Source organism: Phyllobacterium pellucidum (assembly GCF_013327855.1).
GTDB classification, from domain to species: Bacteria; Pseudomonadota; Alphaproteobacteria; order Rhizobiales; family Rhizobiaceae; genus Phyllobacterium; species Phyllobacterium pellucidum.
In genome coordinates, this window is record NZ_JABUMX010000001.1 from 645128 (window position 1) to 666145 (window position 21018).

The window sequence follows — 21018 nt, forward strand, 5'->3', positions numbered from 1 at the left end:
ATTGTAGTGAAAACACGCGCTTCAAGCGAAGATGGATTCTGACCATCGTCTTTAACCCCATGAGGTTAGCCCACAGTGGTGTAAATCCATTGCGGTGCAGCTTTGCTAGAATGGCGTGATCAATAAGGGGTTATTGATGTGAACGACGCTACACTTATCCTGCTTTCCATCTTTACGGTCATCGGTGCATATCTGTTCTACGTGCCTCCACTGTAGACCAAGCGGCCGGCATCCGCGAATGTTTGCGCGCTCTAAAATATGAGCCGCGGAACAGCCTCGATCAACGCACGCGTGGTCTCGGTTTTTGGCGCTTTGAGCACCGTCTCCGTATCGCCGCTTTCGACGATTCGCCCTTCGTCCAGCACGATCAAGCGCTCGGCGAAAGCGCGGACGACGGCAAGGTCGTGCGATATGAAGATGTAGGCAACGCCGGTTTGCTCCTTCAGATCGAGGAGCAGGTTAAGGATCTGGGCACGCACCGAAACATCGAGCGCGGATATGGGCTCGTCCAAAACGATCAGTTCCGGCTTGGTCATGATCGCCCTTGCTATCGCCACTCTTTGCCGCTGGCCGCCTGAAAGCTGACGTGGCGGACGATCGATCAAATCTGTGCCGAGTCCGACGCGCTCGAGTGCGGCACCGATCGTCGCGCCATAGTCGCCGGGGTTGGCAAGTCCATGCAGGCGCAACGGGTCCTCAAGAACATCGCGGACGGTGGCGCGTGGATTGAAAGCCGCGAGCGGATCCTGGAATACCATCTGGAATCGGCTGCGACGCCGGCGAAGACGCTCGCCGCTCAAGGCGGTGATATCCTGCCCGGCCAGATGGATGGACCCCTTGTCCGGCTCGGCAAGGCGCATGATCAGGCGCGCGAGCGTGGTCTTGCCTGAACCCGAAGCCCCAGCCACGGCCAGCGTTTCGCCCGGAGCGAGCACAAAACTGATATCCCGCAGGCCAGCCCCGCCCCGATCGCCGAAGCGTTTGCTGATATTTTTGACTTCGAGGATCGGAGTGGGCGACATCATTCGAGACCTGCCGTATCGATTTCGGCAAGGCGCTTTCTACGGGGTGTATCGAGCGAAATGTGCGTGTCGACAAGCGCACGCGTATAGGGGTGCCGGGGCGCGCCGAGCACGTCTGCCGCAGGACCGAACTCCACGAGCCTTCCCCGATAGAGCACGCCGATCTTGTCGGTGCGCTCCGATGCAAGCGCAATATCGTGCGTGACGAAGATGAGCGTCAGCCCATTGTCCCTGACGAGCCGATCGAGCAGATTGACAATGTGTCGCTGTACGACGGTATCAAGCGCGCTCGTCGGCTCATCGGCGATGAGCAGCGAAGGGTTGCCCGCAAGCGCGATTGCAAGGGCGATACGCTGCTTCTGGCCTCCAGAAAATTCGTGCGGATAGCTGTTAAGCCGAGTGAGAGGTCGTGGAATCTGGACCGCGCCCAGCAATTCGGCGGCGCGGACCCGGGCCGCAGTCCAGCCAATCCCCTGGTGGATCATCGCGACTTCAGCGATCTGGTCACCCACATTCATCACCGGGTCAAGACTGCCATTGGGATCCTGGAACAGAACACCAATATCCTTGCCCGGTCTTGGCTTGTAGCCAAGCGTGGGAAAATCAACCGACCCTGTCGCCTTTGCCCCCTCGGGTAGAAGCCCGGCGACCGCCATTGCCAGCGTGGATTTCCCGGAACCGCTTTCGCCGATGAGCGCGAGCCTTTCACCTTGGCCAACCTCAAGCGAGATATCTTCAAGAGCAACGGCCGCGCCATAACGCACGCCGAGGCCTGCTATATGCAAATAGGGCTTGCTCATGGCTGCAGCCTTTCTGAGCGCGACAAGCCACGACCGAGCAAATGAACGGCAAGAACAGTAACGACAAGCGCAATCCCCGGGACGATGGAAAGGTATGGCGCGGAGCGAAGAACGGTGCGCCCTTCCGCAATCATGCTCCCCCAGGTCACCCGATTGGGGTCGCCGAAGCCGAGGAATGACAGGGCCGCCTCGATGAGGATGGCGGCGGCGACGGAAATAGCGGCAAGCGATGCTGCCGGCCCGAATGCATTGGGCAGAATTTCACGAAAGGCAATCTCGAGCGGATGCATGCCAAGCGTGCGCGCCGCCGCGACAAAGTCGCGTTCGCGCAGCGACAGAACCTCGGCACGGGTGACGCGAGCCGCTTGCGTCCAGGTGCCGACGCTGATTGCAAAGATGAGCGTCGGCACGCTGGGCCCGGTAACACTGATGGCGGCAAGTGCCAGAAGAAAGCCGGGAACGGTCTGGAAAGCCTCGGTGATCCGCATCAGGATCGCATCGGCGATGCCGCCGAGAAAACCCGCCAGCGTGCCGACGACGCTGCCGACGATGAGTGCCGCGGCGGCCGAAAAGAACGCAACAAGCAGCGTGGTGCGGGTCCCGTGCAAGAGACCAGCGAGCACGTCGCGTCCGAGCCGATCGGTCCCGAGCGGATGCGCTGCGTCGGCGAAGGGGCGAAGCAATGGTTCGCCGCTGATCGCCAAGGGATCTCCTGGCGCGAGGATGGGGGCCAGCAGCGCCATGAGGATGAGCGCCGTCAGGATTACCGCGCCCATCCGCCCTTCGCCGTTAAGATTGCGCCAGGCATTCATCGGCCGGTTCTCACGCGCGGATCGAGCTTGCCATAGGCGAGATCGACGAGAAGATTGGCAACTATGACGGTTATGGCGCTGCAAAGAATAATCCCGAGGAGCAGCGGTGTATCGCGCCGCGCCACCGCTTCGGCGGCGAGGCGGCCAAAGCCTGGAATGGCGAAGACGCTTTCGACGACGACGCTGCCGCCGAGCATGGCCGCCGCCTGAAGCCCAAGCATGGTAACGACCGGCAGCACCGCGTTGCGCGCGACATGGCGCCAGACGATACGCCAATGGCCGATGCCGCGCGCCCGCAGCGACTGCACAAATGGCTCATGCCAGATTTCGCCCATGCGATCGCGCATGAGACGCAAATAGAGGGCGAGGTAGACCATGGCGAGCGAGGTGACGGGCAGGATCAGGTGCGCGCCAATATCGCCGAGACGGGCGAACCCCGACTTGCCGGAAGCAATCGACTCGATGCCGCCGACAGGCAACCAGCGTAGGTCGACCGCGAAAATTACGATCAGCACCAAGCCCAACCAGAAACCCGGAACGGCATAAATCGCCAGCGAGGTGACCGAAAGAAATCGGTCGCGTAGCGAACCGGGACTGGCGCCGGCAATCACGCCCAGCAAGGATCCAATGAAAAATGCCAGCGTCGTTGCAAGGGTCATCAACAGCAGCGTAATGGGCAGCCGCTCGGGGATCACCGCGCCGACCGGACGCTGATATGCGGTGGACCAGCCGAGATCTCCCTGGGCCAGTGCGGTGGCGTAGGCCTTGAAACGGTAGGCGGGGCCCTTGTCGAGCCCCCACTCCTGGCGCAATTGCGCCAACTGCTCGGCGTCGAGCGTGCCCGAGCGCGCGACGTAAGAATCAACCGCATCGCCCGATGCCGCTTCAAGCAGCAGGAAACTGCCGACGAGAACGATCGCCAGGACAGGAAGAGCGCCGAGCAGACGTTTCAGCAACAGGGAAACGAGAGGCGGCAAGATTACTCCGGTCGGGCGACGTGTGCGATTGATTCCAGCGCTAGGCTAGAGGGTTTCCCGTTGAAATTGAAGCGGTTCCTGTGGCTGTTATGGCTTCACCCAGACGTTCGACCAGTTGGAGACGGCCCAGCGCGGATTGTCCGACACGTTTTGCACCGAGTCGCGCGCAACCGTGATGAACGAGAATTCGGCGACATTGATCAACGGCAGATCGTGGGCAGCTTTCTTCTGCAGTTCCTTGTAGAGCCCTGCCCGCTTGTCTGCATCGATGGTCGAGGCAGCATCCTTGATCAGCTTGTCGATTTCGGCATTGGCATAGCCGTACTGGTTGGAAAAGGGAACGCCGGCCGGCAGACCGCTCTCAAACAGGATCGTCGTCGAGATTGCGGGATCTGAGCGGTAGACGGGCGTCGCCACCGTAATGTCGAAGTCATGGTCGGTATAGACCGCCTTCAGGTGGGCTGGCGTGTCGTTGCTGACAATCTGGGCGTCGATGCCGATCTTGGCCAAAGCCTGGCGAAGATAATTGCCGAACTGTTTGGTTTCATTGAAGAACGGCGCCGGCAACAGTTTGAGGGTGAAGCGGTTTCCGTCAGCGCCGCGCTTGTAGCCGGCTTCATCAAGCAGCGCCTCCGCCTTCGCCGGATCGAAAGCATATTTTGTGACATCGGGTTCAAAGAACGTCTTGTCATAGGCGGGTACGGGGCCCGATGACGATTTCGCATAGCCAAGAAAGATCGTCTTCACCACAAAGTCGTGGTCGATGGCATGGGCGATCGCCTGGCGTACCTTGAGGTCGGCGAGTTCCTTGCGGCGATGGTTTATTTCCACGATGAGCTGATAAGTCAGGCCTTCATAGCCGTTGGCATAGACCTTGAGGCCCGGCACCTTCGAAATCCGGTCGAGGTCGGCAAGCGGAACCGCGGAAAAAGCTGCAAGCTGAATCTGTTCCGCCTCGAGCGCATTGCCGGCGGCAGCGCGATCGGGAAGGAACTGATAGACGATTTCGTCGAGCAGCGGCTCGTCCTTCTGCCAATATGCGTCATTGCGCTTGAGGAGATAATACTCGCCCGGCTTGTACTCGCCGAACTTAAACGGTCCCGTGCCGACCAATTGCTGATTGGCGGGATTCTTGGCGATGTCAGTACCTTCATAGATGTGCTTCGGCACCACGGAGGTCACGACCGGCAAGGCATTGCGAATGAGCTGGAACGGTGTCGGCTGCGAAAACTTCAGTATGGCCGTGTGGTCATCAGGCGTATCGACGCTGTCGAGGTTCTTGAACACCACGCGGCCGAGATTCTGCAATTTCTTCCAGACTTCGAGCGCGGAGAATGCGACGTCGGCGGAGGTAAACGACTTGCCATCATGCCAGGTCACGCCTTCGCGCAGTTTGAATGTCGCCGACAATCCGTCGGGTGACCCCTCCCATGACGTCGCGAGGCGCGGCGAAAGCCCGTCCTTGCCCTCGTAGGATTGCTCGGCGAGCGGCTCGATGACCTTGCTGGCAACGAAGAACACGCCGTTCGACGCGACGATAGCCGGGTTGAGATTGGCCGGTTCGCTATCACCGGCGACGATCAGACGGCCGCCCTTGACCGGCTGCTCCGCCGCCCAGCCCTTGCCGCCAAGAGCGGCGATTGCACCGGCACTGGCGGTCGCAGCAAGAAATGCGCGTCGATTGAGGATGATACGGGACATTGGTAACCTCTCGGGCTCAAGTGGAAGTACGATTTGACAGGATTTCGTCGAGGGCCTTGACGGCGGCGCGGGCAAAAGAAGGTTCGGCGGAGGAGCCCATATGGCCGACGCGCAGCACCTTGCCGGCGGTTTCGCCGCGGCCGAGCGAAACTAGAATACCGTGATCATCGAGCAGCCGGTCGCGCAGGGCGGCATCGCTCCAGCCCTCGGGCACGCGAAATGCGGTCGTCGTCGGCGCGCACCATTCTTCGCGCTTAGGCCAAAGCTGGACACCAATTTGCCTTAAGCCATCGCGCATAATCGCCGCCGTTTGTGCGTGGCGGGCCCAGACATTTTCGGCGCCTTCGCTGAAATAGCGATCGAGCGCGGCGTCGAGGCCGTATATCTCCGAGATCGACGGCGTCACGGGGAAGCTTCGCCCGGGCTCCGACGCGTCCTTCCAGCCAAGGAGACTGAGGAACGAGCCGCGCGGCGCGTCCCCGTTAGCTTCGATCTTTTGCCAGGCACGCTCGCTTACTGAAATGAGGCTGAGGCCCGGCGAAGCGCCGAGACACTTCGACGGCGAGGTGATGAAAATATCCGCGTCTACGGCGTCGGGATGGACATCAAGGCCGGCAAAGGAAGAAACGGCATCGACAATGAGGTAAGCCCCGTGTTCAGCGACGACCTTGCCGATCTCGGCCAAGGGATTGAGCGTCCCGGATGGCGTATCGTGGTGACAGACCGAAACGACCGTGATCTCCGGCCGGCGCCGCAGTACCTGGCGAACCGCCTCCGTATCGATCACTTCGTCAAATGGAACGGCAAGCTCGACGACCTCCTTGCCATAACGCGCCGCCCAGGCGGCAAAGCCTTTGCCGTAGACGCCGGATACGAGGTTGAGGACGATGTCGCTCTTTCCGATCAGCGCCGCGGCGGCCGCCTCGATACCGAGGATCGCCTCGCCCTGCATGATGACCGGCGCGAGCCGGGTACGCATGGCCAAGCGCAGTTTATCGATGACATTGGCATAATAGGTCTGGAACGCGGGGTGATAATCGTAAATCACCGGCCGACCCATTGCCTGGAGCACTTCGGGGTAAACCGGGACCGGCCCGGTCGTCAGCATCATTGGCGGAAGGGGAAGCCTGGATTGCACTGCCGAACTCGTCCCGTCCTCATCGATGCTCTGTCGCCGACGCAGACCATATTCTGCCGAATGCCGGAAACCAAGGAAAACCCTTTCAATCCTTGGCCGTTCGGCAATGCGAATATTTCGAAGCTTCGAACCCGCGCCGCGGGTCTCAAGGAACTTTCTGGCGCAGGCTTCATTTGTTCGCCATAGTAAATCCCTGGCCCAGGCAAGAGACAGGACGGCATCATGAGCAAATATGTCTTGATCGGTTCGGAAGGATGTGGATCGGTGATCGTCGAACTCGCCATGCGCGAAGTCCAGGCAGAGTTCGAACTCGAAGAAATCCCCTACCTCGAACCTGGACCGGACCGGGACCGTCTGCTCGAACTCAACCCGCTGGGGCAGGTTCCGACGCTTATCATGCCAGATGGCAGCGTTATGACCGAGAGCGCGGCGATTATCCTCCACCTCGCGGATGCCTTCCCCGACCAGCGCTTCGTGCCCTCATCCAGCGATCCGCAACGTCCGGGGTTCCTCCGCTGGCTGCTTTATATCAACAGCGAGATTTATCCGACGACAACGTTCGCCGACGATCCCGACCGCTGGAAAATATCCGAGACAAGAAGCCAGGAATACAAGGATGCCATCGATCAATACCGGATGGAGTTGTGGGCAAATGTCGAGCAGGTCGCCGACGACCCCTATTTTCTTGGCGAGAGGCTTTCGGCTGTCGATTTTTACATTGCAGTCATGCGGCATTGGCGGCCGGGCAAGAAAGCCTTCGCCAAGGCGTTGCCCAAGCTCAACACCATTGCCGACAATGTCTCCCGCCTTCCCCAGTTCGAATCGATCCTGAAGCGGAATTTCCCTGATTCCTGACAAGGGAAAGTTTCAATCCTCGAATTCGGCCCAGGTAGGCGCGTGGTCGCTTGCATTGGCCAAGCTCCGCGCGTCGCGGTTGACGCCCGCATCCGTCACCCGTTCATAGGCCGCAGGCGATGCCATCAGCATATCCAGCCGCAGACCCGCATCGCGATCCCATGCATTGCGCATATAGTGCCAGAATGAGTACATTGGCTCGTCCGGATAAAGCGTGCGCACGACGTCGACCCACCCTTGCGCCGACAGCTTGGCGAATGCCTCCCTGCTCTCCGGTTGCAGCAAGGCATTGTCCATCCACGAGCGCGTATTGTAGATATCGAAATCGGTCGGTACCACGTTGAAGTCACCCGCGAGGATGACCGGTATGTCCATTTCGAGAAGTTCCGCCGCGTATTGGTGCAGCCGCTTGAACCAGGCGAGCTTGTACTGAAATTTCGGCCCGGGTTGCGGGTTCCCGTTCGGCAAATAGATCGACGCGATCAGAACGCCGTTCACCGCTGCCTCGATGTAGCGGCTTTGCACATCCTCGGGGTCACCCGGCAGCCTGTCGCGCGTGAGGATCGGCTTGGCGCCGCGCGCAAGGATCGCAACACCGTTCCATGATTTCTGGCCTTTCCAGACCGCTTCATATCCGGCATCGCGCAGCGCCTCTGCCGGGAAGCTCGCATCCTCGCACTTCAACTCCTGCAGGCAGACGACATCCGGCGCGGACGTTTCCAACCAATGCAGAAGATTCGACAGTCGCTTGTTGATATTGTTGATATTGTATGTGGCGATCTTCACTGGCGATCCTGGTTGCCCGCCGTGTTCCCTTTTCATCTCCGGTGTTGTCATCCCGGAGAAACCATCGGCGCGGATGCTATGCGGGGATTTCTCCGCTGGCAAGCACGTTTATACGGCAAAATTCTCAAGTGCTAAAATAATTGGCAACGGCACATTTTAGGACGTGCCCTATGAAAGAGAGTAGTTTAGGTTTCAGTTTGTTTCGCGCGATGCGCGGCTAGTTATTTGAGGCGATATGGCAATTCACGCTGCGGTCTACCATCTGACGCACTATAAATATGACCGTCCGATCATGCTCGGACCTCAGGTCATTCGCCTGCAGCCTGCGCCGCATTCGCGTACGAAGGTTCTCAGCCACTCCCTTAAAGTCAGTCCTTCCAATCACTTCGTCAACCTGCAGCAGGATCCCTACGGGAATTTTCTCGCCCGCTTTGTGTTTCCCGAGCCCGTCACCGAACTGAAGATCGAGGTCGACCTCGTTGCGGACATGACGGTCTACAATCCCTTCGATTTCTTCGTCGAGCCGATCGCGGAGACGTGGCCCTTCGCCTATCCTGAGGATATCCGGGACGACCTCTCGATCTATCTGAAGCCGGAGCCAACGGGTCCGCTGCTGAGCGAGTTTCTTGCAACGATCGACCGCAACCCGACCAATACGGTGAATTTCGTCGTCGACCTCAATGCGCGTATCCAGCGCGAGGTTGGCTATGTCATTCGCATGGAAACCGGCGTGCAGGACCCCGATACGACGCTCGGCGTCGCGACCGGTTCCTGCCGCGATTCCAGTTGGCTGCTTGTTCAGACGCTTCGCCATCTCGGCATCGCGGCCCGGTTCGTCTCCGGCTATCTGATCCAGTTGAAACCCGATCTCGTTGCTCTCGATGGCCCGGCGGGGACGAACAAGGATTTCACCGACCTTCACGCGTGGTGCGAGGTTTATCTGCCGGGTGCGGGCTGGATCGGACTTGATCCGACCTCGGGCCTTCTGACCGGCGAAAGCCATGTTCCGCTCGCCGCAACGCCGCACTACAGGAATGCCGCCCCGATTTCCGGCATGGCCGAACCCGCCAATGTCGAGTTCAATTTCGACATGCATGTGACACGGGTCTCCGAACACCCGCGCATAACCAAACCGTTCTCGGACGAATCCTGGGCAGCGCTCGATGCTTTGGGCGACAAGGTCGATGCGATGCTGCAGCAGCGCGACGTGCGGCTGACCATGGGCGGTGAGCCCACCTTCGTGTCGATCGACGATTTCGAATCCGGCGAATGGAATACCGATGCGGTCGGCCCGACCAAGCGCGAAAAGGCCGACATGCTGATCCGCCGACTGCGCGATCGCTTTGCGCCCGGCGGCTTCCTGCATTATGGGCAGGGCAAATGGTATCCGGGCGAAAGCCTGCCGCGCTGGACGTTCTCGCTCTACTGGCGCAAGGACGGCAAGCCGATCTGGGTCGATCCGAACCTCATCGCTGCCGAAAACAGCAAGGGCGAGATCAAGCCGGCGGACGCGGAAAAGCTCTTGACCGGCATGGCGAATGTTCTCGGCGTCGAAACGGAGATGGTCGCGCCGGCCTATGAGGATCCGGCCGAGTGGCTGGTCAAGGAAGGCAACCTGCCGGCCAATGTCGATCCCTCCAATTCGAAACTCAAAGACCCGGAAGAGCGCAGCCGCATGTCCCGCGTCTTCGAACGTGGCCTGACTGAACCGACGGGTTATGTGCTTCCGGTACAGCGCTGGAACAGCCAGGCTGTTGCCGGCCCGCGCTGGCGCAGCGAAAAGTGGACGACACGCCGTGGCAGGCTCTTTCTGGTGCCGGGAGATTCGCCGGTCGGATACCGCCTGCCGCTCGGAGCGCTGCCGCACGTCCCGCCTTCGGAATATCCTTATATCGTGCCCGTGGACCCCTCCGTGGAACGCGGACCGCTTGCCGACTCGATTGCTCAGGCAGATCCGGCGGGCCGGGACACGCCGCAGGCCGTCGCGTCATTCACAGCCGCCGAAGGGGGCCAGCAGGAGCGGGTCGAACAGGAACTCGGCGATATCAGCGGTGCCGTGCGCACCGCGATCTCGGTTGAGCCGCGCGAGGGCCGCCTCAGCGTATTCATGCCGCCGGTTGAAGCGCTGGAGGACTATCTCGAACTTGTCGGCGCCGCCGAGGCTGCCGCGGCGAAGCTCGGACTGCCGGTTCATATCGAGGGCTACAGTCCGCCGCAGGACCCGCGCATCAACGTCATTCGCGTAGCGCCGGACCCAGGTGTCATCGAGGTCAACGTCCATCCTGCCGCCAACTGGCGTGAGTGCGTCGAAACGACAACGGCGATCTATGAGGAAGCGCGCCAGTCGCGCCTCGGCGCCGACAAATTCATGGTCGACGGCAGGCACACCGGCACGGGCGGCGGCAATCATGTCGTTGTCGGCGGCGAAACGCCAAATGACAGCCCGTTTCTGCGGCGGCCGGATCTCTTGAAGAGCCTTGTTCTTCACTGGCAGCGGCATCCATCCTTGTCCTACCTGTTTTCCGGCCTCTTTATCGGCCCGACAAGCCAGGCCCCGCGCATCGACGAGGCGCGCCATGACAGTCTCTATGAGCTCGAAATCGCCATGGCGCAGGTGCCGATGCCGGGTCGCGGCGCACCGCCTCTGCCCTGGCTGGTCGACCGGCTTTTCCGCAACCTTTTGATCGACGTTACTGGAAACACCCACCGGGCGGAAATCTGCATAGACAAGCTGTTCTCGCCCGACGGACCAACGGGACGGCTTGGCCTCGTCGAGTTCCGCGGCTTTGAAATGCCGCCCAATGCCCGCATGAGCCTCGCGCAGCAATTGCTGGTTCGGGCGCTGGTAGCACGCTTCTGGAACAAGCCCATCGAGGGCGGGTTCGTCCGCTGGGGCACGTCGCTCCACGATCGCTTCATGCTGCCTGCCTTTGTCTGGGCGGATTTTCTCGATGTTCTCGCCGATCTGCGGGAGAACGGCTTCGAGTTCCGGCCGGAATGGTTCGAGGCACAACTCGAATTCCGCTTTCCGTTCTGCGGCGAGATCGAGCGCGAGGGGGTCAAGCTGGAACTGCGCCAGGCGCTGGAGCCATGGCATGTCATGGGCGAGCAGGGCGCAATCGGCGGGACGGTGCGCTTCGTCGACAGTTCGGTCGAAAGATTGCAAGTGAAGATGGAGAACTTCAATCCTGCGCGCCACAGCGTTGCCTGCAACGGGCGCGAAGTCCCGCTGCGGATGACCGAAACGCAGGGTACAGCCGTCGCAGGCGTGCGCTACAAGGCGTGGCAGCCGCGCAGCGGGCTCCATCCGATGATCCCGGTCAATACGCCGCTTGTCTTCGATATTTACGATCAATGGTCGGGCAGGGCGATCGGCGGCTGCGTCTATCATGTCGCACATCCGGGTGGGCGCAGCTATGATACTTTTCCCGTGAATTCGAACGAAGCGGAGGCGCGCCGCCTTGCCAGGTTCGAAGCGCGGGGACACACGGCGGGGGCCTATGAACTCAGGAAGGAGCAGCCTTCCGGCGAGTTTCCGATGACCCTCGACCTCAGGCGGCCACGGCCAAGTTGATGCGACGAATGCGAGATCGGATGGGTCTGAGTTTTACCCCGGCTCTGTCTGGCCAGATGCCCCGCCACCACGGCCCGGGGGGTGTGCAACCATGCCATCGCCCGTGAGAGCGCCAAATGTATCAGGGCTGCTCGCGGGTTATCAACCGCTGCCCAATGTTGCCGACGAGATGATCGACCCATCCGGCGCAGTGCGTCCGGGTTGGGAATCCCTCCTTCGCAAACTCGATCAAATCGGTCCTGAAAAGCTCGCGACCCGCTTTGCCAAGGCCAGCCAATATCTGCACGATGCGGGCGTTTATTACCGGGTCTACGACGAAACCGGCACACAGGAACGAGAATGGCCGCTGGCGCATATCCCGCTTCTGATTGACGAGCATGACTGGCAGTCTATCACGCGCGGTCTTGCCGAGCGCGCGGATCTCCTGGAAGACATCGTCGCCGACATTTATGGCGAGAACCGGCTGATCGGCCAGGGCCTGCTGCCCCCCGATCTGATTGCTTCGAATTCCGAATATTTGCATGCGGTGGCAGGCGTGAAGCCGGCGAGCGGGCATTTCCTGCATTTTTGCGCCTTCGAACTCGGCCGGGCACCCAACGGCAGGTGGTGGGTTCTCGGCGACCGCACGCAGGCGCCGTCGGGTGCAGGTTTTGCCCTTGAGAACCGCGTCGCAAGTACGCGGGCCCTCGCGGATGTTTCCGCGTCCATGAACGTTCACCGGCTTGCGGGGTTCTTCAAGGAGTTTCGCGATTCGCTTCAGGCGCAGGTCAAGAACCCGCAGGGACGTGCGGCAATTCTCACGCCCGGACCCAACAACGAAACCTATTTCGAACACGCCTATATCGCGCGCTATCTCGGCTTCATGCTGCTGGAGGGTGATGATCTCACCGTCAGCAAGGGCAAGGTCATGGTGCGCACCGTTTCGGGCCTCAAGCCCGTGGATGTGCTGTGGCGACGCATGGACGCCGCCTATATGGACCCGCTTGAACTGAAGGCGGATTCCTGGATCGGCACCCCCGGCATGGTGGGGGCTCTCCGGCAACGTTCTGTCTCGCTCGTCAACGCACTTGGCTCAGGCATCCTGGAGACGCGGGCCTTGCTGGCGTTTCTCCCGGCCATTTCCAACGCGATGCATGGGCGCGACCTTGCACTGCCCAGCATCGCCACATGGTGGTGCGGCCAGGACAAGGAGCGCCGGCACGTCATGGACCACCTTGACCAGATGATGGTCGGGCCGGCCATGTCGAGACAATTGCCGTTCGAGGACATGGGCGCGACCGCGCTCGGCGCCGGCCTTGACGATGGCGCACGCAGCGAACTGCTTGCACGGCTGAAGGATGACGGGCGCAGCCTTGTCGGGCAGGAGGCGGTCAAGCTTTCGACGACGCCGGTCTATGTCGACGGCAAGCTGGAACCGCGCCCCTTCGTATTGCGGGTCTTCGCCGCACGGACGAAGCATGGCTGGAGCTTTCTGCCCGGTGGCTTTGCGCGCGTGGGCCTTACCCTCGACACTGCTGCGATCGCCATGCAGCGTGGCGGGCAGGCCGCCGACGTGTGGATCACGAGCAGCGGACCGGTCGGCAAGGACACGCTGCTGCCGCGCGAGGATGACGCTTTCCGGCGCAACGTGCCGGGAACGCTCCCGAGCCGTGCCGCTGAAAATCTGATGTGGATGGGACGCTATATCGAGCGGGCGGAAGGAACCGCGCGCATCCTCCGGGCCTGCCACGCGCGTCATGCGGAGGCGGCCAACAGGGAACTGCCGCTGCTCGCGGAAATGCGCACCTATCTGAAGCCTCTCGGCGTCGATCTCGACAGCGCCATTCCAAAGGGCCTCTCGCGCTCGATCGACGGAGCAATGCTCAGCGCCAGCCGTATTCGCGATCGCTTTTCGCCGGATGGCTGGCTGGCGTTGCGTGACCTTTCAAAGACGATCCATCGTTTTCATGATGTGGTGGCTGCGGGCGACGACACAACCCGGGCAATGACAATCGTTCTGCGCAAGCTTGCGGGCTTTTCCGGCCTCGTGCACGAGAACATGTACCGGTTTACTGGCTGGCGCTTCCTTGAAATCGGACGCCGCATCGAACGCAGCATCGGCATGGCGCGCATCCTTGCGACGCTATCGCGTCCGGACGCAGCAGATGGGGCGCTCGAAATGCTGCTGGAGATCGGCGACAGCGTCATGACCCACCGGCGCCAATACAGCGTTTATTCCGGGCGCCTCAGCGTGCTCGATCTTCTGGCGCTCGATCCGCTCAACCCGCGCTCCATTCTTTTCCAGCTGGAGGCCCTGAAGACGGAGTTCGGGCTTCTGCCGGCGCGCGATTCGAGCACCGAGATGCCGGTACTTATGAAGAAGGTGCTTCGGCTCCACACCGACCTTGCCATTATGGAAGCGTCGGAGCTCACGCCGGACAAGCTCCATGGACTTGCCTATGAAATCGGAGTGCTCTCCGATACGATCTCCGACACCTATTTCGCCTGAGGCGACCGATGCTCTACAATATCCGCCTGCATCTCCACTATGATTATGAGCGCTCCGCCGCCGGTGGACGTCATCATATTCGCGTCATGCCGCAGACGATGCCGGGCATCCAGCGGGTGATCGCCTCAAGCCTGTCCTTCGACCCGTCTGCAGCCGAGCGATCCGAGTTTACCGATTTCTTCGCCAACACCGTAACATCGATAGCCTACCGCAATCCGCACGAGACGCTCGATGTGACAATGACGGCGCGGGTAAATGTCACGCGTCCGCCGACAATGCTCGATGTATCGCCGGACATGGCTGGCCTTCAGAAGGAAATACGCAGTGTTCGGTCGATAGCAGCGGACGCACCGCATCACTTTCTGAACTCCACCGATTATGCCGCAATCGATCCGCAGATCACCGCCTATGCGGCGGAGAGCCTTGCCCAGGCGCGCACGGTGATGGAGGTCGTGAACAGCCTCAACCACCGCATTTACAAGGACTTCACCTATGACGGCGAGGCGACAGACGTGCGCACGTCGGCGCGGCAGGCATTCGATCTCAAGGCCGGGGTCTGCCAGGATTTCAGCCATGTGATGATCGCCGGATTGCGCGGACTCGGCATCCCGGCCGGCTATGTCAGCGGTTTCTTGCGCACGATACCGGCACCGGGCGAGGAGCGGCTCGAGGGCGCCGACGCGATGCACGCTTGGGTACGGGCCTGGTGCGGCCGCGAAGCCGGCTGGCAGGAGTTCGACCCGACCAACAACATGGTTGCCGGCAATGACCACATCACCATCGGTTATGGTCGCGACTACGCCGATGTGTCGCCGATCGTCGGCATCTTGAAGACAAGCGGTTCACAGGAAGGGAAGCAGTCCGTCGATGTCATCCCGCTTGAGCCCTAGCGCTCAGCCGCGATCGGAGTCGAGGATCGTGTCGAACAGTTCGATCGTGTACTTTTTCTCGACGAACTCGATCAGATCGAGCGGCGGTCCGGCTATCTCCTGCCTGTGCCAGCGCACCTCATAGGTAACCGTCACGTGGTTACTGTCAGGCCGGCGATATTGTTTCATGAAGCGCGCCCGATAGCCGATGGATGCGAGTTCCTGCTCGAATGCGCGCGACGTTTCGCTGTCCTCGCGCACGATCGTAAGAAATGCCTTTCGCTCACGGGAAATCCGGATATCGATAAGTTTCATCGCCCAAAGAATCAAATAGACAAGGGTGGTCGCAACGCATGCCAGTTCGATGAGACCGCTGCCGAAAGCGAGCCCGATCGCCGTCATGATCCACAACGTCGCCGCCGTCGTCACCCCGCTGACGAGGTCGCCGCGCTTGAAGATCGCGCCGCCGCCGATGAAGCCGACGCCGGTGAGTATCCCGAGCGGCAAGCGCATCACGTCGATATTGACGAAGGAATCAGGCGGTTTGCCGACTGTTGTCAGAAGCAGGTTGGCCTGGATCATCGCGATGCAGGCGGCAAGGCCCACCAGGAGCGTCGTCCGCAGGCCGGCAGCGTGCCCACTCGCCTCCCGGTTGAACCCGATGATCGCACCCGCCACAACAGTCAGGCCGAGGCGAATGGCGATGTCTTCCCATGTCAGATAAAGGTCCACCGTTGCACCTTGAGGCTTGTTTCTCGCCACGGATAGGGGGACGTCAGCGCCATGGCCCCTATCCACCCCACCGTCATTCTTGGCCTATGTCCCGATTGACCCACAGGTAGGTGTGGCATGTACAACCAAGGAGCGCGCACGGGTAATCTATCCGGGACCTAGCCAGAGCATGACGGTGGAGAGGATCGTGCAGAGGGGAAACAATTGTCAATGCGCTTCCGTCTCCACTGGCTTTCGCCTAGGCGAGCATCCTCAGTTTCGTCTCCCGGTCCCAATAACGCTTGGTCGCGGCATCGGCGAAGCCTTTTTCAACTGGCACGACGCCTGCATCGTCCTTGATACCGGCGGCGTCGAGCAAAGCCCTGGACGAGGCCGTATAACCGATCGCCTTGAGATGGCCGAAGGCGTCCATTACCCACTGTTTTGCCGCTCCCTCATTTGCCAGCCTGCCGGCAGCATCGGCGGAGACGATAACCGCGACAGCGTCGAACAATTGCGACGGCGTACCGAGCAATTGACCATCGGCTTTCATTGTATCGCCATTGGCTAGTTTGGCGCCACCGATCTTTGGCGCGACGATGACGGGTTTGCCGCCTGCCTGCTTGACTGCATTGGTAAGCGCGCCGAGCGCCGCGGCATCGCTGCCGTCATCGATCAGGATACCGACCGAACGTCCGTCAAGCGTGGGTTTCATGTTTCCGTGGATGCTGAGAGCAGGTGAGGGCTCTATGTCGAGCGGCGCGCGCGCGGCCTCCGACTTTTCCGGCAATTCGATGCCAAGCCCGTTTGCCACGCGCTTGGCGAGATCTTCGTCAACGTTGCGCAAGTTTGCGACCATGCGGGGGGGCACCTGCGCAAGGGTTACTTTCGAGAGCTCGAACACGAAGGACGAGGCAATGTGCGCCTGTTCGGAAGGCTGCTGCGAGCGCCAGAACAATCTTGCCTGGCTGTAGTGATCGGCGAAGAGTTCAGCACGTATCCGCAATTTGCCCCCGGTTTCCGCTTGACCGGTCCGGCCTTCTGCAGTCGTGAACCCGGTGACCGGACATTCGCGCGGCCCTCCTTCCTCACCATGCGCGGCAAGGCTGTTTGGTTCGTAGTTAGCGCGTCCTTTCGGAACATTCATCTGCATCTGGCCGTCGCGCTGGAAATTCATCACCGGGCATTTCGGCGCATTGATCGGAAGCTGATGGAAGTTGGCTGTGCCAAGCCGTGATTTTTGCGTGTCGAGATAGCTGAAGAGCCTGCCCTGAAGCAGCGGATCGTTGGTAAAATCGACACCCGGGACGATGTTCGCCGGGCAATAGGCGACCTGTTCGGTCTCGGCGAAGAAGTTGTCAGGGTTGCGATCGAGGACGAGCCGTCCGACCCTGCGCACCGGAATGACTTCTTCGGGAATGATCTTGGTCGGGTCAAGCACATCGTAGGGCTGGGCATCGGCAAACTTCTCATCGAAAAGCTGCAGGCCAAGTTCCCATTCGGGGAAATTGCCGGATTCGATTGCTTCCCAGAGATCCCGCCGGTGATAGTCATTGTCCGCCGCTTGCAGCTTAAGCGCCTCGTCCCACACGGTCGATTGCAGACCAAGCTTGGGCTTCCAATGGAATTTGACAAAGGTGGATTCGCCCTTGGCATTGACGAGACGGAAGGTGTGGATGCCGAAGCCCTCGATGGTGCGGAAGGACCGGGGGATGGTCCGGTCAGACATGGCCCACATCAGCATGTGCGTCGTTTCGGGCATGAGCGAGGCCCAGTCCCAGAATGTATCGTGGGCGCTGCCTGCTTGCGGGAATGCGCGATCGGCTTCCATCTTCACCGCGTGAACGAGGTCGGGAAACTTGATCGCGTCCTGGATGAAGAAGATCGGGATGTTGTTGCCAACGAGGTCCCAGTTGCCTTCCTTGGTATAGAACTTGACCGCGAACCCGCGCACGTCACGCGGTGTATCGACCGATCCCGCACCTCCAGCCACAGTGGAGAAACGGGTAAACACCGGCGTCTTCTCGCCCTTGCGCTGAAAGAGGTCGGCTTTGGTGATGTCGGCAAGGGATTCGTAGAGCTCGAAATAGCCATGTGCCGCCGATCCGCGCGCGTGGACAATGCGCTCGGGGATGCGCTCGTGGTCGAAGTGGAAAATCTTCTCGCGCAGGACGAAGTCTTCGAGCAGGGTCGGTCCGCGTTCCCCGGATCGCAAGCTGTTCTGGTTGTCGCTGACGTGAATGCCCTGGTTGGTAGTGAGGTGCCCCTCGGCTCCATGCGGGCCTTTTTCGGGCACGTGCTGATGGGTTTCACCGCCATTACCCCGGTCGGTGACGAAATTGTTTTCCGTGGCCATGGTACCATCCTCGTTTTCGGTGGGAATACTTCCTAACGAAGGGTAGGCGCCAAGGTTCCAAACGGCGTCCTATTCGAACCTGACTTTCCTCTGATCGAACGCGCCATAACCGCGGATGGCCGCGACCTCCGGCTTCGGCTCCTCATAGGACCACATGGCATCGTCCGAGGCCTCGCCCTGACCGAGCACACGCCAATAGGACGCGGTGCCTTTCCATGGGCACTCCGTGTGCGTTTCGGTCTTTTCGAGATGGACGAAATAGATGTCGTCGAAGGGGAAATAGAGGACCGGCTCATGTCCGGGCTCGTGCAGTTCGACTGCGTGATCGCTCGACGCTATCACGACGTCGTGGAACCGGACCGTTACCGGCTCCGGATGCGGATTGATGGTGATGCCGCGATTCATATCCTGCTCCTCGGTTGATTTCGTCCACATCTTTCAATGCAAAAGCAAAAAGCTGCACTGAAGGTTCCGCATTCGCTTGGCGGCGCTCCGAAATGATGTAGAAATCATATGGGAGTGAGGCGTACCCAATAGGGACCGAGACCGTGGCTGCCCCCGCAACTGTAAGCGGCGAGCGTTGCCTGACGATGCCACTGATCGAACGATCGGGAAGGCCGGGCAAAGCTGAGACCCGCGAGCCAGGAGACCTGCCATCAAGCAAATGATTCGAACCGGACGGGGTGTGCCGGGAGCGATGCGATGTTGCCGTTTACGGATGACCTTGAGCAACTGCTGAGGCGTGCCGTGATCGGAATGTCCACGTTCCCTGTTCCTGTCCCCATGAAGGACAGGCATGCACATCGACCCTCATCATCATCATCGCTTGTGCGCGCACCCTGGCTGGGGCCTGCCGGTTGACATTGCTCCGAGTTTGTTGTCATACGATATAACATTACATCAGCTGATCGAAGTTTCCTGCGTGCGAAAATCTTCGATTGCCGGAAAACGCCAGCCATGAGTTCCATCCTTCTCAGCGCCGACATGGTCAGCTATCGAATCGGCGGCAAGTGCCTGGTTGAGGCTGCATCGCTGCAAATTTCACGCGGATCGCGGCTCGCCATCATCGGTCCGAACGGCGCCGGCAAATCCACGCTGCTGCGGATGCTGGCGGGGCTTGCGGCGCCGACAAGCGGGGCCATTCACATTGAAGGCGAGAATATTAACCGCTTGACCCCGCTGGATCGGGCACGCCGCTTCGCCCTCGTCGGCCAGACGGATACGCCGGACCGCCAGTTGCGCGCCATCGACTATGTAGCGCTTGGCCGTATTCCGCATGGCGGGCGCTACAGCGCCGCGACGGACCGCGAGATTGTTGGGGAAGCCATGGATCGTGCCGGCGTAGAGTCATTTGCGGCGCGGACGGTTGGTTCGCTGTCCGGCGGCGAGCGGCAGAGGCTGCAGCTGGCGCGCGCTCTCGCCCAGCAACCGGCGATCCTGTTTCTCGACGAGCCGACCAATCACCTCGATCCGAAGGCACGCAGCGCCCTGCTTTCGCTCGTTTCCGGGCTCGGCATCACCACCGTCGCCGTCCTGCACGACCTGCCGCTCGTCGCGCCGTTCGCCAGCCATGTCGCCGTCATGCATGCCGGCAAGATCGTCGCCACCGGCACGCCCAACGAGACATTGACCCCGCGGATCGTCAGCGACGTGTTCGACCTCGACGTCCTGCGCCTGCGCCACCCGCATCAGGACCGCGAACTCATGGTGTTCGACGTTCCCGGCCCCGTTCAATCTGATAAGTCACGGAGACTCCCATGAAAAAATCACTCATCGCGCTCGCGCTCACGCTGCTATCCGCGCCGGCATATGCCTTTCCGGTCACTGTCGACAATTGCGGCACGCCGCTGACCTTCGACGCAGCGCCGAATCGCGCCGTCATCCAGGATATCAACATGAGCGAGATGGCTTTTGCGCTCGGCCTCCAGCCCTCGATTGTCGGCGTGACCGGCATCACCGGCTGGTACAAGCTCGATGAGGCGTTCAAGAGGCAGCAAGGATCGATCCCCGAGCTTGCACCTAAATATCCGACCATCGAGAACCTCGTCGCCGCCAATCCCGATTTCTTCTTTGCCGGCTGGTACTACGGCATGAAGCCGGGCGGCGACGTTACACCGGACACGCTCGCCCCCTACGGTATCAAGACGCTCGTCCTGACGGAGAGCTGCGTTCATCTCGACAAGAATCGTCCCGCCGCCTCGATGGATCTGCTGTATGGCGATATTGAAAAGCTCGGCAAGATTTTCGGCAGGGACGCCGAGGCCGACAAGCTGGTGTCTGGCTGGAAGGCGGAGCTTGCCGCGATCAAGGGCAAGATCGGCGGGAACGGCGACACCCGCGTCTTCCTGTATGACTCCGGTGAGGACAAGCCGTTCACGGCCGGCAAGTTCGCCATGCCGTCGGCATTGATCCGCGAAGCCGGTGGCGTCAACATCATGGACGACATGGAGACGAGCTGGGGCACGACGTCGTGGGAAACGGTCGCCGCGCGCAACCCCCAATTCCTCGTCCTTCTCGATTATCAGGATGATGCCGGCTATCAGAAGCTTTTGAACTTCCTCAAATCACACCCGGCGATGAAGGAGACGGATGCGGTGAAGAACGAACGCTTCGTCGCTCTGCGCTACGCCGAGATCACGCCCGGCCCTGCCAATATCGAGGCTATCGGCAAGATAGCTCGTGCGATGCACCCGGAAGCGTTTTGAGGGGTGACCAGCAACGCCCCTCCCGGCTGCTGCGCAGCCACCCTCCCCACAAGGGGGAGGGAAAAGGCGGGCGCACATATCTGGTGGCTTTTTTGGATGATGAATGTTCCTAACCAACTGCGACCTCTGTGGGTTCGCGCCTTTTCCCCCCCTTGTGGGGAGGGTCGGACCGAGGTCCGGGGCGGGGTCTTTACGACCGCGAAGCCCTTCGAGGCATCACAGGC

16 protein-coding genes and 1 riboswitch are annotated in these 21018 nt (G+C 60.8%); of the genes, 6 read left to right on the top strand and 10 right to left on the bottom strand.

The window, feature by feature from the left end; genetic code table 11:
* Positions 1 to 251: 251 nt before the first annotated feature.
* From HQ945_RS03185 to ppaT, 6 genes are all read right to left on the bottom strand, one after another.
* The gene (locus HQ945_RS03185; RefSeq protein WP_228018895.1) at positions 252 to 1025 is read right to left on the bottom strand and encodes an ABC transporter ATP-binding protein; all 774 of its coding nucleotides are present in this window, start codon (positions 1023 to 1025) and stop codon (positions 252 to 254) included.
* On the bottom strand, positions 1022 to 1822 hold the full coding sequence (locus HQ945_RS03190; RefSeq protein WP_174207650.1) for an ABC transporter ATP-binding protein: 801 nt from the start codon (positions 1820 to 1822) through the stop codon (positions 1022 to 1024). Before HQ945_RS03190 ends, HQ945_RS03185 begins: the two co-directional genes overlap by 4 nt.
* Positions 1819 to 2634, bottom strand: a complete 816-nt coding sequence (locus HQ945_RS03195; protein ID WP_174207651.1) for an ABC transporter permease — start codon at positions 2632 to 2634, stop codon at positions 1819 to 1821. The genes HQ945_RS03190 and HQ945_RS03195 overlap by 4 nt, the downstream gene beginning before the upstream one ends.
* The gene (locus tag HQ945_RS03200) at positions 2631 to 3611 is read right to left on the bottom strand and encodes an ABC transporter permease (protein ID WP_174207652.1); all 981 of its coding nucleotides are present in this window, start codon (positions 3609 to 3611) and stop codon (positions 2631 to 2633) included. The genes HQ945_RS03195 and HQ945_RS03200 overlap by 4 nt, the downstream gene beginning before the upstream one ends.
* Positions 3612 to 3698: 87 nt before the next feature.
* The gene (locus tag HQ945_RS03205) at positions 3699 to 5312 is read right to left on the bottom strand and encodes an ABC transporter substrate-binding protein (protein ID WP_174207653.1); all 1614 of its coding nucleotides are present in this window, start codon (positions 5310 to 5312) and stop codon (positions 3699 to 3701) included.
* A gap of 16 nt (positions 5313 to 5328) precedes the next feature.
* Positions 5329 to 6450, bottom strand: a complete 1122-nt coding sequence (gene ppaT, locus HQ945_RS03210) for a pyridoxamine--pyruvate transaminase (RefSeq protein WP_343051167.1) — start codon at positions 6448 to 6450, stop codon at positions 5329 to 5331.
* Between the two features lie 222 nt (positions 6451 to 6672).
* On the opposite strand from ppaT, the gene HQ945_RS03215 reads away from it, so the two are divergent.
* Complete coding sequence (locus HQ945_RS03215) at positions 6673 to 7305, top strand: glutathione S-transferase family protein (protein ID WP_113280940.1); 633 nt, start codon at positions 6673 to 6675, stop codon at positions 7303 to 7305.
* A gap of 12 nt (positions 7306 to 7317) precedes the next feature.
* Here HQ945_RS03215 and xth read toward each other — a convergent pair whose 3' ends face one another.
* Complete coding sequence (xth, locus tag HQ945_RS03220) at positions 7318 to 8091, bottom strand: exodeoxyribonuclease III (RefSeq protein WP_027230017.1); 774 nt, start codon at positions 8089 to 8091, stop codon at positions 7318 to 7320.
* Between the two features lie 235 nt (positions 8092 to 8326).
* On the opposite strand from xth, the gene HQ945_RS03225 reads away from it, so the two are divergent.
* From HQ945_RS03225 to HQ945_RS03235, 3 genes are all read left to right on the top strand, one after another.
* The gene (locus HQ945_RS03225) at positions 8327 to 11665 is read left to right on the top strand and encodes a transglutaminase family protein (RefSeq protein WP_113280941.1); all 3339 of its coding nucleotides are present in this window, start codon (positions 8327 to 8329) and stop codon (positions 11663 to 11665) included.
* A 91-nt stretch (positions 11666 to 11756) separates the two neighbouring features.
* A complete protein-coding gene (locus HQ945_RS03230; protein WP_113280942.1) occupies positions 11757 to 14153 on the top strand; it encodes a circularly permuted type 2 ATP-grasp protein in 2397 nt (798 codons plus the stop codon).
* Between the two features lie 8 nt (positions 14154 to 14161).
* Positions 14162 to 15043, top strand: coding sequence for a transglutaminase family protein (locus HQ945_RS03235; RefSeq protein WP_027230021.1), 882 nt, complete (start codon positions 14162 to 14164; stop codon positions 15041 to 15043).
* Positions 15044 to 15046: 3 nt separating this feature from the next.
* Here HQ945_RS03235 and HQ945_RS03240 read toward each other — a convergent pair whose 3' ends face one another.
* The 3 genes from HQ945_RS03240 to HQ945_RS03250 form a co-directional block, all read right to left on the bottom strand.
* A complete protein-coding gene (locus HQ945_RS03240; protein ID WP_174207654.1) occupies positions 15047 to 15754 on the bottom strand; it encodes an MgtC/SapB family protein in 708 nt (235 codons plus the stop codon).
* A gap of 238 nt (positions 15755 to 15992) precedes the next feature.
* Complete coding sequence (locus HQ945_RS03245) at positions 15993 to 18089, bottom strand: catalase (protein WP_174207655.1); 2097 nt, start codon at positions 18087 to 18089, stop codon at positions 15993 to 15995.
* Positions 18090 to 18158: 69 nt separating this feature from the next.
* Positions 18159 to 18494, bottom strand: coding sequence for a DUF427 domain-containing protein (locus HQ945_RS03250; RefSeq protein ID WP_091919366.1), 336 nt, complete (start codon positions 18492 to 18494; stop codon positions 18159 to 18161).
* A gap of 63 nt (positions 18495 to 18557) precedes the next feature.
* A riboswitch (cobalamin riboswitch) is annotated at positions 18558 to 18761 on the top strand.
* Between the two features lie 285 nt (positions 18762 to 19046).
* Between HQ945_RS03250 and HQ945_RS03255 the strand changes: the two genes are divergently transcribed.
* On the top strand, positions 19047 to 19850 hold the full coding sequence (locus tag HQ945_RS03255; RefSeq protein WP_113280945.1) for an ABC transporter ATP-binding protein: 804 nt from the start codon (positions 19047 to 19049) through the stop codon (positions 19848 to 19850).
* Positions 19847 to 20794: an ABC transporter substrate-binding protein gene (locus HQ945_RS03260; protein WP_113280946.1), complete on the top strand. Its 948-nt coding sequence runs from the start codon at positions 19847 to 19849 to the stop codon at positions 20792 to 20794. Before HQ945_RS03255 ends, HQ945_RS03260 begins: the two co-directional genes overlap by 4 nt.
* The last annotated feature ends 224 nt before the right edge of the window (positions 20795 to 21018 follow it).

Coding starts and splice junctions, on each gene's coding strand:
- HQ945_RS03185 (WP_228018895.1), bottom strand. CDS start 1,025: ATGATGTCGCCCACTCCGATCCTCGAAGTCAAAAATATCAGCAAACGC.
- HQ945_RS03190 (WP_174207650.1), bottom strand. CDS start 1,822: ATGAGCAAGCCCTATTTGCATATAGCAGGCCTCGGCGTGCGTTATGGC.
- HQ945_RS03195 (WP_174207651.1), bottom strand. CDS start 2,634: ATGAATGCCTGGCGCAATCTTAACGGCGAAGGGCGGATGGGCGCGGTA.
- HQ945_RS03205 (WP_174207653.1), bottom strand. CDS start 5,312: ATGTCCCGTATCATCCTCAATCGACGCGCATTTCTTGCTGCGACCGCC.
- HQ945_RS03215 (WP_113280940.1), top strand. CDS start 6,673: ATGAGCAAATATGTCTTGATCGGTTCGGAAGGATGTGGATCGGTGATC.
- HQ945_RS03225 (WP_113280941.1), top strand. CDS start 8,327: ATGGCAATTCACGCTGCGGTCTACCATCTGACGCACTATAAATATGAC.
- HQ945_RS03230 (WP_113280942.1), top strand. CDS start 11,757: ATGCCATCGCCCGTGAGAGCGCCAAATGTATCAGGGCTGCTCGCGGGT.
- HQ945_RS03235 (WP_027230021.1), top strand. CDS start 14,162: ATGCTCTACAATATCCGCCTGCATCTCCACTATGATTATGAGCGCTCC.
- HQ945_RS03245 (WP_174207655.1), bottom strand. CDS start 18,089: ATGGCCACGGAAAACAATTTCGTCACCGACCGGGGTAATGGCGGTGAA.
- HQ945_RS03250 (WP_091919366.1), bottom strand. CDS start 18,494: ATGAATCGCGGCATCACCATCAATCCGCATCCGGAGCCGGTAACGGTC.
- HQ945_RS03255 (WP_113280945.1), top strand. CDS start 19,047: ATGAGTTCCATCCTTCTCAGCGCCGACATGGTCAGCTATCGAATCGGC.
- HQ945_RS03260 (WP_113280946.1), top strand. CDS start 19,847: ATGAAAAAATCACTCATCGCGCTCGCGCTCACGCTGCTATCCGCGCCG.